Annotated in this window: 23 protein-coding genes and 18 other annotated features; all 23 genes read left to right on the forward strand. The window is 45.5% G+C overall.

Going from position 1 to position 17,002, the window contains the following annotated elements:
- Positions 1-6: 6 nt before the first annotated feature.
- The 23 genes from ssaB (at position 7) to ssaN (ending at position 17,000) form a co-directional block, all read left to right on the forward strand.
- Positions 7-408 (forward strand): secretion system apparatus protein, encoded by a 402-nt coding sequence (ssaB, locus tag STM1393; protein NP_460358.1) that lies wholly within the window; start codon positions 7-9, stop codon positions 406-408.
- Positions 404-409 (forward strand) — a ribosome-binding site (putative RBS for ssaC; RegulonDB:STMS1H001630). It overlaps the preceding gene by 5 nt.
- Positions 404-1,903 (forward strand): secretion system apparatus protein gene (gene ssaC, locus STM1394; RefSeq protein NP_460359.1). Within the gene, positions 410-1,903 belong to an annotated coding region; the region does not span the whole gene. (Overlaps the previous feature by 6 nt.) Before ssaB ends, ssaC begins: the two co-directional genes overlap by 5 nt.
- Positions 1,884-3,095, forward strand: a complete 1,212-nt coding sequence (gene ssaD, locus STM1395; protein NP_460360.1) for a secretion system apparatus protein — start codon at positions 1,884-1,886, stop codon at positions 3,093-3,095. The genes ssaC and ssaD overlap by 20 nt, the downstream gene beginning before the upstream one ends.
- 1 nt (position 3,096) lies before the next feature.
- Positions 3,097-3,102, forward strand: a ribosome-binding site (putative RBS for ssaE; RegulonDB:STMS1H001631).
- Positions 3,097-3,345, forward strand: a protein-coding gene (gene ssaE, locus STM1396; RefSeq protein NP_460361.1) for a secretion system effector. Within the gene, positions 3,103-3,345 belong to an annotated coding region; the region does not span the whole gene. It overlaps the preceding feature by 6 nt.
- A gap of 256 nt (positions 3,346-3,601) precedes the next feature.
- Positions 3,602-3,607: a ribosome-binding site (putative RBS for sseA; RegulonDB:STMS1H001632), on the forward strand.
- Positions 3,602-3,935 (forward strand): secretion system effector gene (gene sseA, locus STM1397; RefSeq protein NP_460362.1). Within the gene, positions 3,609-3,935 belong to an annotated coding region; the region does not span the whole gene. It overlaps the preceding feature by 6 nt.
- Positions 3,936-3,941 (forward strand) — a ribosome-binding site (putative RBS for sseB; RegulonDB:STMS1H001633).
- Positions 3,936-4,532 (forward strand): secretion system effector gene (sseB, locus tag STM1398; protein ID NP_460363.1). Within the gene, positions 3,942-4,532 belong to an annotated coding region; the region does not span the whole gene. It overlaps the preceding feature by 6 nt.
- Positions 4,524-4,529, forward strand: a ribosome-binding site (putative RBS for sscA; RegulonDB:STMS1H001634). Its footprint overlaps the gene before it by 6 nt.
- Positions 4,524-5,002, forward strand: a protein-coding gene (gene sscA / locus STM1399; RefSeq protein ID NP_460364.1) for a secretion system chaparone. Within the gene, positions 4,529-5,002 belong to an annotated coding region; the region does not span the whole gene. The genes sseB and sscA overlap by 9 nt, the downstream gene beginning before the upstream one ends.
- Positions 4,997-5,002: a ribosome-binding site (putative RBS for sseC; RegulonDB:STMS1H001635), on the forward strand. (Overlaps the previous gene by 6 nt.)
- Positions 4,997-6,459 (forward strand): secretion system effector gene (gene sseC, locus STM1400; RefSeq protein ID NP_460365.1). Within the gene, positions 5,005-6,459 belong to an annotated coding region; the region does not span the whole gene. Before sscA ends, sseC begins: the two co-directional genes overlap by 6 nt.
- An 8-nt stretch (positions 6,460-6,467) precedes the next feature.
- Positions 6,468-6,473, forward strand: a ribosome-binding site (putative RBS for sseD; RegulonDB:STMS1H001636).
- The gene (gene sseD / locus STM1401) for a secretion system effector (RefSeq protein NP_460366.1) occupies positions 6,468-7,062 on the forward strand. Within the gene, positions 6,475-7,062 belong to an annotated coding region; the region does not span the whole gene. Its footprint overlaps the feature before it by 6 nt.
- Positions 7,059-7,064, forward strand: a ribosome-binding site (putative RBS for sseE; RegulonDB:STMS1H001637). (Overlaps the previous gene by 4 nt.)
- Positions 7,059-7,481 (forward strand): secretion system effector gene (gene sseE / locus STM1402; RefSeq protein ID NP_460367.1). Within the gene, positions 7,065-7,481 belong to an annotated coding region; the region does not span the whole gene. Its footprint overlaps the feature before it by 6 nt. Before sseD ends, sseE begins: the two co-directional genes overlap by 4 nt.
- A 51-nt stretch (positions 7,482-7,532) precedes the next feature.
- Positions 7,533-7,967, forward strand: a complete 435-nt coding sequence (sscB, locus tag STM1403; protein ID NP_460368.1) for a secretion system chaparone — start codon at positions 7,533-7,535, stop codon at positions 7,965-7,967.
- Between the two features lie 11 nt (positions 7,968-7,978).
- Positions 7,979-7,984, forward strand: a ribosome-binding site (putative RBS for sseF; RegulonDB:STMS1H001638).
- Positions 7,979-8,765, forward strand: a protein-coding gene (sseF, locus tag STM1404; protein ID NP_460369.1) for a secretion system effector. Within the gene, positions 7,983-8,765 belong to an annotated coding region; the region does not span the whole gene. Its footprint overlaps the feature before it by 6 nt.
- Positions 8,758-8,763: a ribosome-binding site (putative RBS for sseG; RegulonDB:STMS1H001639), on the forward strand. Its footprint overlaps the gene before it by 6 nt.
- Positions 8,758-9,451, forward strand: a protein-coding gene (sseG, locus tag STM1405; protein ID NP_460370.1) for a secretion system effector. Within the gene, positions 8,762-9,451 belong to an annotated coding region; the region does not span the whole gene. Before sseF ends, sseG begins: the two co-directional genes overlap by 8 nt.
- Positions 9,452-9,537: 86 nt before the next feature.
- Positions 9,538-9,543: a ribosome-binding site (putative RBS for ssaG; RegulonDB:STMS1H001640), on the forward strand.
- The gene (gene ssaG / locus STM1406) for a secretion system apparatus (protein ID NP_460371.1) occupies positions 9,538-9,760 on the forward strand. Within the gene, positions 9,545-9,760 belong to an annotated coding region; the region does not span the whole gene. (Overlaps the previous feature by 6 nt.)
- 34 nt (positions 9,761-9,794) lie before the next feature.
- Positions 9,795-9,800, forward strand: a ribosome-binding site (putative RBS for ssaH; RegulonDB:STMS1H001641).
- Positions 9,795-10,028 (forward strand): secretion system apparatus gene (gene ssaH / locus STM1407; RefSeq protein NP_460372.1). Within the gene, positions 9,801-10,028 belong to an annotated coding region; the region does not span the whole gene. (Overlaps the previous feature by 6 nt.)
- A gap of 11 nt (positions 10,029-10,039) precedes the next feature.
- A complete protein-coding gene (gene ssaI / locus STM1408) occupies positions 10,040-10,288 on the forward strand; it encodes a secretion system apparatus (RefSeq protein ID NP_460373.1) in 249 nt (82 codons plus the stop codon).
- Positions 10,279-10,284 (forward strand) — a ribosome-binding site (putative RBS for ssaJ; RegulonDB:STMS1H001642). It overlaps the preceding gene by 6 nt.
- Positions 10,279-11,034 (forward strand): secretion system apparatus protein gene (gene ssaJ, locus STM1409; RefSeq protein ID NP_460374.1). Within the gene, positions 10,285-11,034 belong to an annotated coding region; the region does not span the whole gene. The genes ssaI and ssaJ overlap by 10 nt, the downstream gene beginning before the upstream one ends.
- 17 nt (positions 11,035-11,051) lie before the next feature.
- Positions 11,052-11,600 carry a putative cytoplasmic protein gene (locus STM1410; protein NP_460375.1) on the forward strand — a complete coding sequence of 183 codons (549 nt, stop codon included), beginning with the start codon at positions 11,052-11,054 and terminating at the stop codon, positions 11,598-11,600.
- Positions 11,591-11,596 (forward strand) — a ribosome-binding site (putative RBS for ssaK; RegulonDB:STMS1H001643). Its footprint overlaps the gene before it by 6 nt.
- Positions 11,591-12,271 (forward strand): secretion system apparatus protein gene (gene ssaK, locus STM1411; protein NP_460376.1). Within the gene, positions 11,597-12,271 belong to an annotated coding region; the region does not span the whole gene. Before STM1410 ends, ssaK begins: the two co-directional genes overlap by 10 nt.
- Positions 12,233-12,238, forward strand: a ribosome-binding site (putative RBS for ssaL; RegulonDB:STMS1H001644). Its footprint overlaps the gene before it by 6 nt.
- Positions 12,233-13,253, forward strand: a protein-coding gene (ssaL, locus tag STM1412) for a secretion system apparatus protein (RefSeq protein ID NP_460377.1). Within the gene, positions 12,237-13,253 belong to an annotated coding region; the region does not span the whole gene. Before ssaK ends, ssaL begins: the two co-directional genes overlap by 39 nt.
- A 51-nt stretch (positions 13,254-13,304) precedes the next feature.
- Positions 13,305-13,310 (forward strand) — a ribosome-binding site (putative RBS for ssaM; RegulonDB:STMS1H001645).
- Positions 13,305-13,679 (forward strand): secretion system apparatus protein gene (gene ssaM / locus STM1413; protein NP_460378.1). Within the gene, positions 13,311-13,679 belong to an annotated coding region; the region does not span the whole gene. Its footprint overlaps the feature before it by 6 nt.
- Positions 13,657-13,662 (forward strand) — a ribosome-binding site (putative RBS for ssaV; RegulonDB:STMS1H001646). It overlaps the preceding gene by 6 nt.
- The gene (ssaV, locus tag STM1414; RefSeq protein ID NP_460379.1) for a secretion system apparatus protein occupies positions 13,657-15,709 on the forward strand. Within the gene, positions 13,664-15,709 belong to an annotated coding region; the region does not span the whole gene. Before ssaM ends, ssaV begins: the two co-directional genes overlap by 23 nt.
- Positions 15,691-15,696 (forward strand) — a ribosome-binding site (putative RBS for ssaN; RegulonDB:STMS1H001647). (Overlaps the previous gene by 6 nt.)
- Positions 15,691-17,000 (forward strand): secretion system apparatus protein gene (ssaN, locus tag STM1415; protein ID NP_460380.1). Within the gene, positions 15,699-17,000 belong to an annotated coding region; the region does not span the whole gene. Before ssaV ends, ssaN begins: the two co-directional genes overlap by 19 nt.
- The last annotated feature ends 2 nt before the right edge of the window (positions 17,001-17,002 follow it).

Consider the following 17,002-nt stretch of genomic DNA (forward strand, 5'->3'; position numbering starts at 1 on the left):
CCATTTATGTCTGAGGAGGGATTCATGCTGGCAGTTTTAAAAGGCATTCCATTAATTCAGGATATCAGGGCCGAAGGTAATAGCCGATCCTGGATAATGACTATTGATGGGCATCCTGCCAGAGGAGAAATTTTCTCAGAAGCATTTTCTATTTCTTTGTTCTTAAATGACCTGGAAAGCTTACCTAAGCCTTGTCTTGCCTATGTGACACTACTGCTTGCAGCACACCCGGACGTCCATGATTATGCTATACAGCTCACAGCGGATGGGGGATGGTTAAACGGTTATTATACCACAAGTAGTAGCTCTGAGCTTATTGCTATTGAGATAGAAAAACACCTGGCTTTAACTTGCATTTTAAAAAATGTAATACGCAATCACCATAAACTTTATTCGGGTGGGGTATAAAATGGTAGTAAATAAACGTTTAATCTTAATTTTACTATTTATACTCAATACAGCAAAGAGTGATGAGTTATCATGGAAAGGTAATGACTTCACCCTTTATGCCAGACAAATGCCATTAGCAGAGGTTTTACATCTGCTCTCAGAGAACTATGATACGGCTATTACTATTAGCCCATTGATAACAGCTACATTTAGTGGAAAAATTCCGCCTGGACCACCGGTCGATATTTTGAATAACCTGGCAGCACAATATGATTTGCTTACCTGGTTTGATGGCAGCATGTTATATGTATATCCTGCATCGTTATTAAAACATCAGGTTATCACTTTCAATATTTTATCTACTGGACGGTTCATTCATTACTTACGCAGCCAGAATATCCTTTCATCACCGGGATGCGAGGTTAAAGAAATTACCGGTACCAAAGCTGTGGAGGTGAGCGGTGTTCCCAGCTGCCTGACTCGTATTAGTCAATTAGCTTCAGTGCTGGATAATGCGTTAATCAAACGAAAAGACAGTGCGGTGAGTGTAAGTATATACACGCTTAAGTATGCCACTGCGATGGATACCCAGTACCAATATCGCGATCAGTCCGTCGTGGTTCCAGGGGTCGTTAGTGTATTGCGTGAGATGAGTAAAACCAGCGTCCCGACGTCATCGACGAACAATGGTTCACCCGCTACACAGGCATTGCCCATGTTTGCTGCCGACCCACGCCAGAATGCAGTGATCGTTCGTGATTATGCGGCCAATATGGCCGGGTATCGGAAACTCATCACAGAATTAGATCAACGCCAGCAGATGATAGAGATTTCGGTGAAAATTATCGATGTTAATGCTGGAGATATTAACCAGTTAGGCATCGACTGGGGAACGGCAGTGTCGCTGGGTGGCAAGAAAATTGCGTTCAATACAGGTTTGAATGACGGTGGTGCTAGTGGTTTTTCAACGGTAATCAGCGATACCTCAAACTTTATGGTGCGTCTGAATGCCCTGGAAAAAAGCTCTCAGGCTTATGTACTTTCCCAGCCATCTGTGGTGACTTTAAATAATATCCAGGCTGTGCTGGATAAAAATATTACTTTCTATACCAAACTGCAGGGAGAAAAAGTGGCTAAACTTGAATCCATCACTACGGGTTCTTTGTTACGCGTTACACCTCGCTTGTTAAATGACAATGGCACGCAAAAAATAATGCTTAATCTTAATATTCAGGATGGACAACAAAGTGATACGCAAAGCGAAACAGACCCGCTGCCCGAAGTGCAAAATTCTGAAATTGCTTCGCAAGCCACATTATTGGCCGGGCAAAGTCTATTGCTGGGAGGGTTTAAACAAGGTAAACAAATCCACTCGCAAAACAAAATCCCTTTATTGGGCGATATTCCTGTTGTAGGTCATTTGTTTCGCAATGATACGACTCAAGTACATAGTGTAATCAGGCTTTTTTTGATTAAAGCCTCAGTAGTAAATAATGGCATATCTCATGGTTAATCCAAAGAGTTCCTGGAAAATACGTTTTTTAGGTCACGTTTTACAAGGCCGGGAAGTATGGCTGAATGAAGGTAACCTGTCACTGGGGGAGAAGGGATGCGATATTTGTATTCCGCTGGCTATAAATGAAAAAATTATTCTGAGAGAACAGGCAGATAGTTTATTTGTTGATGCCGGGAAAGCCAGAGTTAGAGTTAATGGCCGCAGATTTAATCCAAATAAGCCGCTACCATCCAGTGGGGTTTTGCAGGTTGCGGGAGTGGCTATCGCGTTTGGTAAACAGGATTGTGAACTTGCTGATTATCAAATACCCGTTTCCAGATCAGGGTACTGGTGGTTGGCTGGCGTATTCTTGATTTTCATCGGTGGAATGGGTGTCCTGTTAAGTATTAGTGGTCAGCCTGAAACGGTAAATGACTTACCTTTGCGGGTTAAGTTTTTATTAGACAAAAGCAATATTCATTATGTGCGGGCGCAATGGAAAGAAGATGGCAGCCTGCAGTTGTCCGGTTATTGCTCGTCAAGCGAACAGATGCAAAAGGTGAGAGCGACTCTCGAATCATGGGGGGTCATGTATCGGGATGGTGTAATCTGTGATGACTTATTGGTACGAGAAGTGCAGGATGTTTTGATAAAAATGGGTTACCCGCATGCTGAAGTATCCAGCGAAGGGCCGGGGAGCGTGTTAATTCATGATGATATACAAATGGATCAGCAATGGCGCAAGGTTCAACCATTACTTGCAGATATTCCCGGGTTATTGCACTGGCAGATTAGTCACTCTCATCAGTCTCAGGGGGATGATATTATTTCTGCGATAATAGAGAACGGTTTAGTGGGGCTTGTCAATGTTACGCCAATGCGGCGCTCTTTTGTTATCAGTGGTGTACTGGATGAATCTCATCAACGCATTTTGCAAGAAACGTTAGCAGCATTAAAGAAAAAGGATCCCGCTCTTTCTTTAATTTATCAGGATATTGCGCCTTCCCATGATGAAAGCAAGTATCTGCCTGCGCCAGTGGCTGGCTTTGTACAGAGTCGCCATGGTAATTACTTATTACTGACGAATAAAGAGCGTTTACGTGTAGGGGCATTGTTACCCAATGGGGGAGAAATTGTCCATCTGAGTGCCGATGTGGTAACGATTAAACATTATGATACTTTGATTAACTATCCATTAGATTTTAAGTGAGTGGAAAATGACAACTTTGACCCGGTTAGAAGATTTGCTGCTTCATTCGCGTGAAGAGGCCAAAGGCATAATTTTACAATTAAGGGCTGCCCGGAAACAGTTAGAAGAGAACAACGGCAAGTTACAGGATCCGCAGCAATATCAGCAAAACACCTTATTGCTTGAAGCGATCGAGCAGGCCGAAAATATCATCAACATTATTTATTATCGTTACCATAACAGCGCACTTGTAGTGAGTGAGCAAGAGTAAAGTAAAAATATCTTAGAGCCTATCCCACCAGGCGTTAATTGGCGCAGCCAGTTTGGACACGGATAGCGCGCAAAAACCGCAGCGTACACGTAGTACGTGAGGTTTGACTCGCTACGCTCGCCCTTCGGGCCGCCGCTAGCGGCGTTCAAAACGCTAACGCGTTTTGGCGAGCACTGCCCAGGTTCAAAATGGCAAGTAAAATAGCCCTAATGGGATAGGCTCTTAGTTAGCACGTTAATTATCTATCGTGTATATGGAGGGGAATGATGATAAAGAAAAAGGCTGCGTTTAGTGAATATCGTGATTTAGAGCAAAGTTACATGCAGCTAAATCACTGTCTTAAAAAATTTCACCAAATCCGGGCTAAGGTGAGTCAACAGCTTGCTGAAAGGGCAGAGAGCCCCAAAAATAGCAGAGAGACAGAGAGTATTCTTCATAACCTATTTCCACAAGGCGTTGCCGGGGTTAACCAGGAGGCCGAGAAGGATTTAAAGAAAATAGTAAGTTTGTTTAAACAACTTGAAGTACGACTGAAACAACTTAATGCTCAAGCCCCGGTGGAGATACCGTCAGGAAAAACAAAAAGGTAAAGCATAATGTCTTCAGGAAACATCTTATGGGGAAGTCAAAACCCTATTGTGTTTAAAAATAGCTTCGGCGTCAGCAACGCTGATACCGGGAGCCAGGATGACTTATCCCAGCAAAATCCGTTTGCCGAAGGGTATGGTGTTTTGCTTATTCTCCTTATGGTTATTCAGGCTATCGCAAATAATAAATTTATTGAAGTCCAGAAGAACGCTGAACGTGCCAGAAATACCCAGGAAAAGTCAAATGAGATGGATGAGGTGATTGCTAAAGCAGCCAAAGGGGATGCTAAAACCAAAGAGGAGGTGCCTGAGGATGTAATTAAATACATGCGTGATAATGGTATTCTCATCGATGGTATGACCATTGATGATTATATGGCTAAATATGGCGATCATGGGAAGCTGGATAAAGGTGGCCTACAGGCGATCAAAGCGGCTTTGGATAATGACGCCAACCGGAATACCGATCTTATGAGTCAGGGGCAGATAACAATTCAAAAAATGTCTCAGGAGCTTAACGCTGTCCTTACCCAACTGACAGGGCTTATCAGTAAGTGGGGGGAAATTTCCAGTATGATAGCGCAGAAAACGTACTCATGAAAAAAGACCCGACCCTACAACAGGCACATGACACGATGCGGTTTTTCCGGCGTGGCGGCTCGCTGCGTATGTTGTTGGATGACGATGTTACACAGCCGCTTAATACTCTGTATCGCTATGCCACGCAGCTTATGGAGGTAAAAGAATTCGCCGGCGCAGCGCGACTTTTTCAATTGCTGACGATATATGATGCCTGGTCATTTGACTACTGGTTTCGGTTAGGGGAATGCTGCCAGGCTCAAAAACATTGGGGGGAAGCGATATACGCTTATGGACGCGCGGCACAAATTAAGATTGATGCGCCGCAGGCGCCATGGGCCGCAGCGGAATGCTATCTCGCGTGTGATAACGTCTGTTATGCAATCAAAGCGTTAAAGGCCGTGGTGCGTATTTGCGGCGAGGTCAGTGAACATCAAATTCTCCGACAGCGTGCAGAAAAGATGTTACAGCAACTTTCTGACAGGAGCTAAAAATGAATCGAATTCACAGTAATAGCGACAGCGCCGCAGGAGTAACCGCCTTAACACATCATCACTTAAGCAATGTCAGTTGCGTTTCCTCGGGTTCGCTGGGAAAGCGCCAGCATCGTGTGAATTCTACTTTTGGCGATGGCAACGCCGCGTGTCTGCTATCCGGGAAAATTAGTCTTCAGGAGGCAAGCAATGCGTTGAAGCAACTGCTTGATGCCGTACCCGGAAATCATAAGCGTCCATCATTGCCTGACTTTTTGCAGACCAATCCCGCGGTTTTATCAATGATGATGACGTCATTAATACTCAACGTCTTTGGTAATAACGCTCAATCGTTATGCCAACAGCTTGAGCGGGCAACTGAGGTGCAAAATGCATTACGTAATAAGCAGGTAAAGGAGTATCAGGAGCAGATCCAGAAAGCGATAGAGCAGGAGGATAAAGCGCGTAAAGCGGGTATTTTTGGCGCTATTTTTGACTGGATTACCGGCATATTTGAAACCGTGATTGGCGCCTTAAAAGTTGTGGAAGGTTTTCTGTCCGGAAATCCCGCAGAAATGGCTAGCGGCGTAGCTTATATGGCCGCAGGTTGTGCAGGAATGGTTAAAGCCGGAGCCGAAACGGCAATGATGTGCGGTGCTGACCACGATACCTGTCAGGCAATTATTGACGTGACAAGTAAGATTCAATTTGGTTGTGAAGCCGTCGCGCTGGCACTGGATGTTTTCCAGATTGGCCGTGCTTTTATGGCGACGAGAGGTTTATCTGGCGCAGCTGCAAAAGTGCTTGACTCCGGTTTTGGCGAGGAAGTGGTTGAGCGTATGGTAGGTGCAGGGGAAGCAGAAATAGAGGAGTTGGCTGAAAAGTTTGGCGAAGAAGTGAGCGAAAGTTTTTCCAAACAATTTGAGCCGCTTGAACGTGAAATGGCTATGGCGAATGAGATGGCAGAGGAGGCTGCCGAGTTTTCTCGTAACGTAGAAAATAATATGACGCGAAGCGCGGGAAAAAGCTTTACGAAAGAGGGGGTGAAAGCCATGGCAAAAGAAGCGGCAAAAGAAGCCCTGGAAAAATGTGTGCAAGAAGGTGGAAAGTTCCTGTTAAAAAAATTCCGTAATAAAGTTCTCTTCAATATGTTCAAAAAAATCCTGTATGCCTTACTGAGGGATTGTTCATTTAAAGGCTTACAGGCTATCAGATGTGCAACCGAGGGCGCCAGTCAGATGAATACTGGCATGGTTAACACAGAAAAAGCGAAGATCGAAAAGAAAATAGAGCAATTAATAACTCAGCAACGGTTTCTGGATTTCATAATGCAACAAACAGAAAACCAGAAAAAGATAGAACAAAAACGCTTAGAGGAGCTTTATAAGGGGAGCGGTGCCGCGCTTAGAGATGTATTAGATACCATTGATCACTATAGTAGCGTTCAGGCGAGAATAGCTGGCTATCGCGCTTAATCTGAGGATAAAAATATGGAAGCGAGTAACGTAGCACTGGTATTACCAGCGCCTTCCTTGTTAACACCTTCTTCCACTCCATCTCCCTCCGGGGAGGGAATGGGTACTGAATCAATGCTTCTGTTATTTGATGATATCTGGATGAAGCTAATGGAGCTTGCCAAAAAGCTGCGCGATATCATGCGCAGCTATAACGTAGAAAAACAACGGCTGGCCTGGGAACTGCAAGTCAATGTTTTACAGACGCAAATGAAAACAATTGATGAAGCGTTTAGAGCATCAATGATTACTGCGGGTGGCGCAATGTTGTCGGGTGTACTGACGATAGGATTAGGGGCCGTAGGCGGGGAAACCGGTCTTATAGCGGGTCAAGCCGTAGGCCACACAGCTGGGGGCGTCATGGGCCTGGGGGCTGGTGTAGCGCAACGTCAAAGTGATCAAGATAAAGCGATTGCCGACCTGCAACAAAATGGGGCCCAATCTTATAATAAATCCCTGACGGAAATTATGGAGAAAGCAACTGAAATTATGCAGCAAATCATCGGCGTGGGGTCGTCACTGGTCACGGTTCTTGCTGAAATACTCCGGGCATTAACGAGGTAAACATGGTGCAAGAAATAGAGCAATGGTTACGTCGGCATCAGGTGTTTACTGAGCCTGCATATTTAGGGGAGACCGCCATATTACTTGGGCAGCAGTTTATATTATCGCCTTACCTGGTGATCTATCGTATTGAGGCAAAAGAAATGATTATTTGTGAGTTCAGGCGCCTGACGCCCGGGCAACCTCGACCACAGCAATTGTTTCACTTACTGGGACTTTTACGCGGGATATTTGTGCATCACCCGCAGTTAACATGTTTAAAGATGTTGATAATCACCGACGTTCTGGATGAAAAAAAAGCCATGCTACGCAGGAAATTATTGCGCATCCTGACAGTAATGGGAGCGACCTTTACACAGCTTGATGGCGATAACTGGACAGTTTTATCCGCCGAGCATCTTATCCAGCGACGTTTTTAAATGACCTTCCTGACGTAAATCATTATCACGTGAAAATAACAATCAATAGGTATGATGATGAAAGAAGATCAGAAAAATAAAATACCCGAAGACATTCTGAAACAGCTATTATCCGTTGATCCGGAAACCGTTTATGCCAGTGGTTACGCCTCATGGCAGGAGGGGGATTATTCGCGCGCCGTAATCGATTTTAGTTGGCTGGTGATGGCCCAGCCATGGAGTTGGCGTGCCCATATTGCATTGGCTGGCACCTGGATGATGCTTAAAGAATACACGACGGCCATTAATTTCTATGGACATGCCTTGATGCTGGATGCCAGCCATCCAGAACCGGTTTACCAAACGGGCGTCTGTCTCAAAATGATGGGGGAACCCGGGTTGGCGAGAGAGGCTTTTCAAACCGCAATCAAGATGAGTTATGCGGATGCCTCATGGAGTGAGATTCGCCAGAATGCGCAAATAATGGTTGATACTCTTATTGCTTAAATAACAGAACGAAATATGAAAATTCATATTCCGTCAGCGGCAAGTAATATAGTCGATGGTAATAGTCCTCCTTCCGATATACAAGCGAAGGAGGTATCGTTTCCTCCCCCTGAAATTCCAGCGCCTGGCACCCCCGCAGCCCCTGTGCTGCTTACGCCTGAACAAATAAGGCAGCAGAGGGATTATGCGATACATTTTATGCAATACACTATTCGTGCGCTGGGTGCGACAGTCGTGTTTGGGTTATCGGTTGCTGCAGCGGTAATTTCTGGCGGGGCAGGATTACCCATTGCTATTCTTGCGGGGGCGGCGCTCGTGATTGCTATTGGGGATGCTTGCTGTGCGTATCATAATTATCAATCGATATGTCAGCAAAAGGAGCCATTACAAACCGCCAGTGATAGCGTTGCTCTTGTGGTCAGTGCGCTGGCCTTAAAATGTGGGGCAAGTCTTAACTGCGCTAACACCCTTGCTAATTGTCTTTCTTTATTAATACGTTCAGGAATCGCTATTTCTATGTTGGTTTTACCCCTACAGTTTCCACTGCCCGCGGCTGAAAATATTGCGGCCTCTTTGGACATGGGGAGTGTAATTACCTCCGTTAGCCTGACGGCGATAGGTGCGGTACTGGATTATTGCCTTGCCCGCCCCTCTGGCGACGATCAGGAAAATTCTGTTGATGAACTTCATGCCGATCCCAGTGTGTTATTGGCGGAACAAATGGCAGCGCTCTGTCAATCTGCTACTACACCTGCATTAATGGACAGTTCTGATCATACATCTCGGGGAGAACCATGAAACCTGTTAGCCCAAATGCTCAGGTAGGAGGGCAACGTCCTGTTAACGCGCCTGAGGAATCACCTCCATGTCCTTCATTGCCACATCCGGAAACCAATATGGAGAGTGGTAGAATAGGACCTCAACAAGGAAAAGAGCGGGTATTGGCCGGACTTGCGAAACGAGTGATAGAGTGTTTTCCAAAAGAAATTTTTAGTTGGCAAACGGTTATTTTGGGCGGACAGATTTTATGCTGTTCCGCTGGAATAGCATTAACAGTGCTAAGTGGTGGAGGCGCGCCGCTCGTAGCCCTGGCAGGGATTGGCCTTGCTATTGCCATCGCGGATGTCGCCTGTCTTATCTACCATCATAAACATCATTTGCCTATGGCTCACGACAGTATAGGCAATGCCGTTTTTTATATTGCTAATTGTTTCGCCAATCAACGCAAAAGTATGGCGATTGCTAAAGCCGTCTCCCTGGGCGGTAGATTAGCCTTAACCGCGACGGTAATGACTCATTCATACTGGAGTGGTAGTTTGGGACTACAGCCTCATTTATTAGAGCGTCTTAATGATATTACCTATGGACTAATGAGTTTTACTCGCTTCGGTATGGATGGGATGGCAATGACCGGTATGCAGGTCAGCAGCCCATTATATCGTTTGCTGGCTCAGGTAACGCCAGAACAACGTGCGCCGGAGTAATCGTTTTCAGGTATATACCGGATGTTCATTGCTTTCTAAATTTTGCTATGTTGCCAGTATCCTTACGATGTATTTATTTTAAGGAAAAGCATTATGGATATTGCACAATTAGTGGATATGCTCTCCCACATGGCGCACCAGGCAGGCCAGGCCATTAATGACAAAATGAATGGTAATGATTTGCTCAACCCAGAATCGATGATTAAAGCGCAATTTGCCTTACAGCAGTATTCTACATTTATTAATTACGAAAGTTCACTGATCAAAATGATCAAGGATATGCTTAGTGGAATCATTGCTAAAATCTGAAGTTATTAGCGACGATGTTCGACGGTTGCTGCTGGAAATCATGTTTGCGGGCGTTAACCATAGCCTGATTTCCCAGGTACATGCGATGTTACCAGCGCTAACGGTTATTGTTCCGGATAAAAAATTACAGTTGGTATGTCTGGCATTATTGTTGGCGGGTTTAAATGAGCCGCTAAAAGCCGCGAAAATTTTATCGGATATAGATTTGCCAGAGGCTATGGCGCTGCGTCTGTTATTTCCTGCACCAAATGAGGGGTTTGAAAATTGAATATTTCTGATATGAGCGTAGTGCCTGTAAGCACTCAATCTTATGTAAAGTCCTCTGCAGAACCGAGCCAGGAGCAAATTAATTTTTTTGAACAATTGCTGAAAGATGAAGCATCCACCAGTAACGCCAGTGCTTTATTACCGCAGGTTATGTTGACCAGACAAATGGATTATATGCAGTTAACGGTAGGCGTCGATTATCTTGCCAGAATATCAGGCGCAGCATCGCAAGCGCTTAATAAGCTGGATAACATGGCATGAAGGTTCATCGTATAGTATTTCTTACTGTCCTTACGTTCTTTCTTACGGCATGTGATGTGGATCTTTATCGCTCATTGCCAGAAGATGAAGCGAATCAAATGCTGGCATTACTTATGCAGCATCATATTGATGCGGAAAAAAAACAGGAAGAGGATGGTGTAACCTTACGTGTCGAGCAGTCGCAGTTTATTAATGCGGTTGAGCTACTTAGACTTAACGGTTATCCGCATAGGCAGTTTACAACGGCGGATAAGATGTTTCCGGCTAATCAGTTAGTGGTATCACCCCAGGAAGAACAGCAGAAGATTAATTTTTTAAAAGAACAAAGAATTGAAGGAATGCTGAGTCAGATGGAGGGCGTGATTAATGCAAAAGTGACCATTGCGCTACCGACTTATGATGAGGGAAGTAACGCTTCTCCGAGCTCAGTTGCCGTATTTATAAAATATTCACCTCAGGTCAATATGGAGGCCTTTCGGGTAAAAATTAAAGATTTAATAGAGATGTCAATCCCTGGGTTGCAATACAGTAAGATTAGTATCTTGATGCAGCCTGCTGAATTCAGAATGGTAGCTGACGTACCCGCGAGACAAACATTCTGGATTATGGACGTTATCAACGCCAATAAAGGGAAGGTGGTGAAGTGGTTGATGAAATACCCTTATCCGTTGATGTTATCGTTGACAGGACTGTTATTAGGAGTGGGCATCCTGATCGGCTATTTTTGCCTGAGACGCCGTTTTTGAGCCGACCTGATCCCGAGGTGTTGCAACTTTATCGTTATTTCTGGCAACCTGCTCGTTACGCTGTACCGGAATGGCTGGATAAGCTGGGCTTTCATCTTTCAAACTGCTGGCGTTATGGCGATCGGCCCGAGTTGGATCGTCTTCTTGACAGAGCGTTAAATAGACTAAGAGGAAGCTCTGTTATTCCAGCCTGTTTAAATGACAGGCAAAAACGGCAGGTTCGTCTTGCGCCGCGTATATCGGCATTTGCCTTTGGGCTGGGATTATTCAAACTCAGGTGTAGTGACTATTTTATGCTACCAGAGTATCGGCAATTGCTTCTACAGTGGTTTAGCGAGGATGAGATCTGGCAGCTATATGGTTGGTTGGGGCAAAGAGATGGCAAATTACTTCCTCCGCAAGTGATGCAACAAACTGCATTGCAGATCGGTACCGCCATTCTTAATCGGGAAGCGCATGACGATGCGGTTTTACATGCGCTATTAGTATTATTACCCCCTCCGCAGCGTATACTTTGGCCGAAGACTTCTCTTACCGAGATTATCTTCATGGAGCATTTGCTATGAGTTTTACTTCACTTCCTCTGACGGAAATTAACCATAAGCTACCCGCTCGAAATATTATTGAGTCACAGTGGATAACATTACAATTAACTTTATTTGCGCAAGAGCAACAAGCTAAGAGAGTTTCACATGCTATTGTGAGCTCCGCTTACCGTAAGGCTGAAAAAATCATCCGAGACGCCTATCGTTATCAGCGTGAACAGAAAGTTGAGCAGCAACAAGAACTAGCGTGCTTGCGTAAAAATACGCTGGAAAAAATGGAAGTGGAATGGCTGGAACAGCATGTAAAACATTTACAAGACGATGAAAATCAATTTCGTTCATTGGTCGATCACGCAGCGCATCATATTAAAAATAGTATAGAACAGGTTCTGTTGGCCTGGTTCGACCAACAGTCGGTAGACAGTGTTATGTGCCATCGTCTGGCACGCCAGGCCACGGCTATGGCGGAAGAGGGAGCGCTTTATTTGCGTATTCATCCTGAAAAAGAGGCATTGATGCGAGAAACTTTTGGCAAGCGGTTTACGTTGATTATCGAGCCTGGTTTCTCTCCCGATCAGGCTGAACTTTCCTCAACACGATATGCCGTTGAATTTTCACTTTCTCGTCATTTCAACGCGTTACTGAAATGGTTACGTAATGGTGAAGATAAAAGAGGTAGCGATGAATATTAAAATTAATGAGATAAAAATGACGCCCCCTACAGCATTTACCCCTGGCCAGGTTATAGAGGAACAAGAGGTTATTTCGCCTTCAATGTTAGCTCTCCAGGAGTTACAGGAAACGACGGGGGCAGCGCTCTATGAGACGATGGAAGAAATAGGAATGGCGCTGAGTGGTAAACTGCGCGAAAATTATAAATTCACTGATGCTGAGAAACTGGAGCGCAGACAGCAGGCTTTGCTGCGTTTGATAAAACAAATACAGGAGGATAATGGGGCAACGTTGCGTCCGCTTACCGAAGAGAATAGTGATCCTGATTTACAGAATGCGTATCAAATTATCGCTCTTGCAATGGCGCTTACTGCCGGCGGGTTGTCAAAAAAGAAAAAACGCGATTTGCAATCGCAACTGGATACGCTTACAGCGGAGGAGGGATGGGAACTTGCCGTTTTTAGTTTACTGGAACTTGGCGAAGTGGATACCGCTACGCTGTCCTCTCTGAAGCGTTTTATGCAACAGGCGATAGACAACGATGAAATGCCCTTATCGCAGTGGTTCAGACGCGTGGCAGACTGGCCGGATCGCTGTGAACGGGTCCGTATTTTGCTAAGAGCAGTAGCCTTTGAACTTAGCATATGCATCGAACCCTCGGAGCAAAGTCGTTTGGCCGCAGCATTAGTACGTTTGCGTCGTTTGCTGTTATTCCTTGGCCTTGAAAAAGAGTGCCAGCGTGAGGAGTGGATTTGCCAGTTGCCGCCTAATACATTACTGCCGCTACTACTCGATATTATTTGTGAGCGCTGGCTTTTCAGTGATTGGTTGCTTGATAGACTTACCGCTATAGTTTCTTCATCGAAGATGTTCAATCGGTTACTCCAACAACTTGATGCGCAGTTTATGCTGATACCCGATAACTGTTTTAACGACGAAGATCAACGTGAACAAATTCTCGAAACGCTTCGTGAAGTAAAGATAAATCAGGTTTTATTCTGATACCTGGCTTTCAATATTTAGGTAAATTGGCTTTCTGGCTCATCATGAGGCGTCAGGATGGATTGGGATCTCATTACTGAACGTAATATTCAGCTTTTTATTCAATTAGCAGGATTAGCTGAACGGCCTTTAGCAACCAATATGTTCTGGCGGCAAGGACAATATGAAACCTATCTAAACTATCATAACGGTCGTATTCACTTATGTCAGATACTCAAGCAAACCTTCTTAGACGAAGAACTGCTTTTTAAAGCGTTGGCTAACTGGAAACCCGCAGCGTTCCAGGGTATTCCTCAACGATTATTTTTGTTGCGCGATGGGCTTGCAATGAGTTGTTCTCCACCTCTTTCCAGCTCCGCCGAGCTCTGGTTACGATTACATCATCGACAAATAAAATTTCTGGAGTCGCAATGCGTTCATGGTTAGGTGAGGGAGTCAGGGCGCAACAGTGGCTCAGTGTATGCGCGGGTCGGCAGGATATGGTTCTGGCGACGGTGTTATTAATCGCTATTGTGATGATGCTGTTACCTTTGCCGACCTGGATGGTTGATATCCTGATTACTATCAACCTTATGTTTTCAGTGATCCTGCTCTTAATTGCTATTTATCTTAGTGACCCTCTCGATTTATCGGTATTTCCGTCTTTATTACTTATTACTACATTATATCGTTTGTCACTCACAATCAGCACATCACGGCTGGTACTGTTACAACATAATGCCGGTAATATTGTGGATGCTTTCGGTAAGTTTGTCGTAGGAGGAAATCTCACCGTTGGGTTGGTCGTATTTACCATCATTACTATCGTGCAATTTATTGTCATTACAAAAGGTATCGAGAGGGTGGCGGAAGTTAGCGCACGTTTCTCGCTTGATGGGATGCCAGGCAAACAAATGAGTATCGATGGCGATTTGCGTGCCGGAGTTATCGATGCAGACCATGCCCGTACATTAAGACAGCATGTCCAGCAGGAAAGCCGCTTTCTCGGTGCGATGGACGGTGCGATGAAATTTGTTAAAGGCGATACGATTGCCGGTATTATTGTTGTTCTGGTGAACATTATCGGCGGTATCATTATCGCTATCGTACAATATGATATGTCGATGAGTGAGGCTGTTCACACTTATAGCGTACTGTCAATCGGAGATGGTTTATGTGGGCAAATTCCATCGCTGCTGATTTCCCTTAGCGCGGGAATTATTGTCACCCGTGTCCCGGGTGAGAAACGCCAGAACCTGGCGACAGAGTTGAGTTCTCAAATTGCCAGACAACCTCAGTCGCTCATATTAACCGCTGTGGTTTTAATGCTCCTCGCTTTAATTCCTGGCTTTCCTTTTATCACTCTCGCTTTCTTTTCAGCGTTGTTAGCATTGCCAATTATCCTCATTCGCCGCAAAAAGTCTGTGGTTTCCGCAAATGGCGTCGAAGCACCGGAAAAAGATAGTATGGTTCCCGGCGCATGTCCTCTAATCTTACGTCTTAGCCCGACGTTACATTCTGCCGACCTGATTCGTGATATTGACGCCATGAGATGGTTTTTATTTGAGGATACCGGCGTCCCTCTCCCTGAGGTGAATATTGAGGTTTTGCCTGAACCCACCGAAAAATTGACGGTACTGCTATATCAGGAACCCGTATTTAGTTTATCTATTCCCGCTCAGGCGGATTATTTATTGATAGGCGCGGACGCTAGTGTGGTGGGTGACAGCCAGACGTTACCGAACGGGATGGGGCAGATCTGTTGGCTTACAAAAGACATGGCCCATAAGGCGCAAGGTTTTGGACTGGACGTTTTCGCGGGCAGCCAACGTATCTCTGCCTTATTAAAATGTGTCCTGCTTCGGCATATGGGAGAGTTTATTGGTGTTCAGGAAACGCGTTATCTAATGAATGCGATGGAAAAAAACTACTCTGAGCTGGTGAAAGAGCTTCAGCGCCAGTTACCCATTAATAAAATCGCTGAAACTTTGCAACGGCTTGTATCAGAGCGGGTTTCTATTAGAGATTTACGTCTTATTTTCGGCACCTTAATTGACTGGGCGCCACGTGAAAAAGATGTCCTGATGTTGACAGAATATGTCCGTATCGCGCTTCGTCGTCATATTCTGCGTCGTCTTAATCCGGAAGGAAAACCGCTGCCGATTTTGCGGATCGGCGAAGGTATTGAAAACCTCGTGCGTGAATCCATTCGCCAGACGGCAATGGGGACCTATACTGCGCTGTCGTCTCGTCATAAGACGCAGATCCTGCAACTTATCGAGCAGGCGCTGAAGCAGTCAGCCAAATTATTCATTGTCACTTCTGTCGACACCCGACGTTTCTTGCGAAAAATTACAGAAGCCACCTTGTTCGACGTACCGATTTTGTCATGGCAGGAATTAGGAGAGGAGAGCCTTATACAAGTGGTAGAAAGTATTGACCTTAGCGAAGAGGAGTTGGCGGACAATGAAGAATGAATTGATGCAACGTCTGAGGCTGAAATATCCGCCCCCCGATGGTTATTGTCGATGGGGCCGAATTCAGGATGTCAGCGCAACGTTGTTAAATGCGTGGTTGCCTGGGGTATTTATGGGCGAGTTGTGCTGTATAAAGCCTGGAGAAGAACTTGCTGAAGTCGTGGGGATTAATGGCAGCAAAGCTTTGCTATCTCCTTTTACGAGTACAATCGGGCTTCACTGCGGGCAGCAAGTGATGGCCTTAAGGCGACGCCATCAGGTTCCCGTGGGCGAAGCGTTATTAGGGCGAGTTATTGATGGCTTTGGTCGTCCCCTTGATGGCCGCGAACTGCCCGACGTCTGCTGGAAAGACTATGATGCAATGCCTCCTCCCGCAATGGTTCGACAGCCTATCACTCAACCATTAATGACGGGGATTCGCGCTATTGATAGCGTTGCGACCTGTGGCGAAGGGCAACGAGTGGGTATTTTTTCTGCTCCTGGCGTGGGGAAAAGCACGCTTCTGGCGATGCTGTGTAATGCGCCAGACGCAGACAGCAATGTTCTGGTGTTAATTGGTGAACGTGGACGAGAAGTCCGCGAATTCATCGATTTTACACTGTCTGAAGAGACCCGAAAACGTTGTGTCATTGTTGTCGCAACCTCTGACAGACCCGCCTTAGAGCGCGTGAGGGCGCTGTTTGTGGCCACCACGATAGCAGAATTTTTTCGCGATAATGGAAAGCGAGTCGTCTTGCTTGCCGACTCACTGACGCGTTATGCCAGGGCCGCACGGGAAATCGCTCTGGCCGCCGGAGAGACCGCGGTTTCTGGAGAATATCCGCCAGGCGTATTTAGTGCATTGCCACGACTTTTAGAACGTACGGGAATGGGAGAAAAAGGCAGTATTACCGCATTTTATACGGTACTGGTGGAAGGCGATGATATGAATGAGCCGTTGGCGGATGAAGTCCGTTCACTGCTTGATGGACATATTGTACTATCCCGACGGCTTGCAGAGAGGGGGCATTATCCTGCCATTGACGTGTTGGCAACGCTCAGCCGCGTTTTTCCAGTCGTTACCAGCCATGAGCATCGTCAACTGGCGGCGATATTGCGACGGTGCCTGGCGCTTTACCAGGAGGTTGAACTGTTAATACGCATTGGGGAATACCAGCGAGGAGTTGATACAGATACTGACAAAGCCATTGATACCTATCCGGATATTTGCACATTTTTGCGACAAAGTAAGGATGAAGTATGCGGACCCGAGCTACTTATAGAAAAATTACACCAAATACTCACCGAGTGATC

This window comes from Salmonella enterica subsp. enterica serovar Typhimurium str. LT2 (assembly GCF_000006945.2).
Taxonomy (GTDB): domain Bacteria; phylum Pseudomonadota; class Gammaproteobacteria; order Enterobacterales; family Enterobacteriaceae; genus Salmonella; species Salmonella enterica.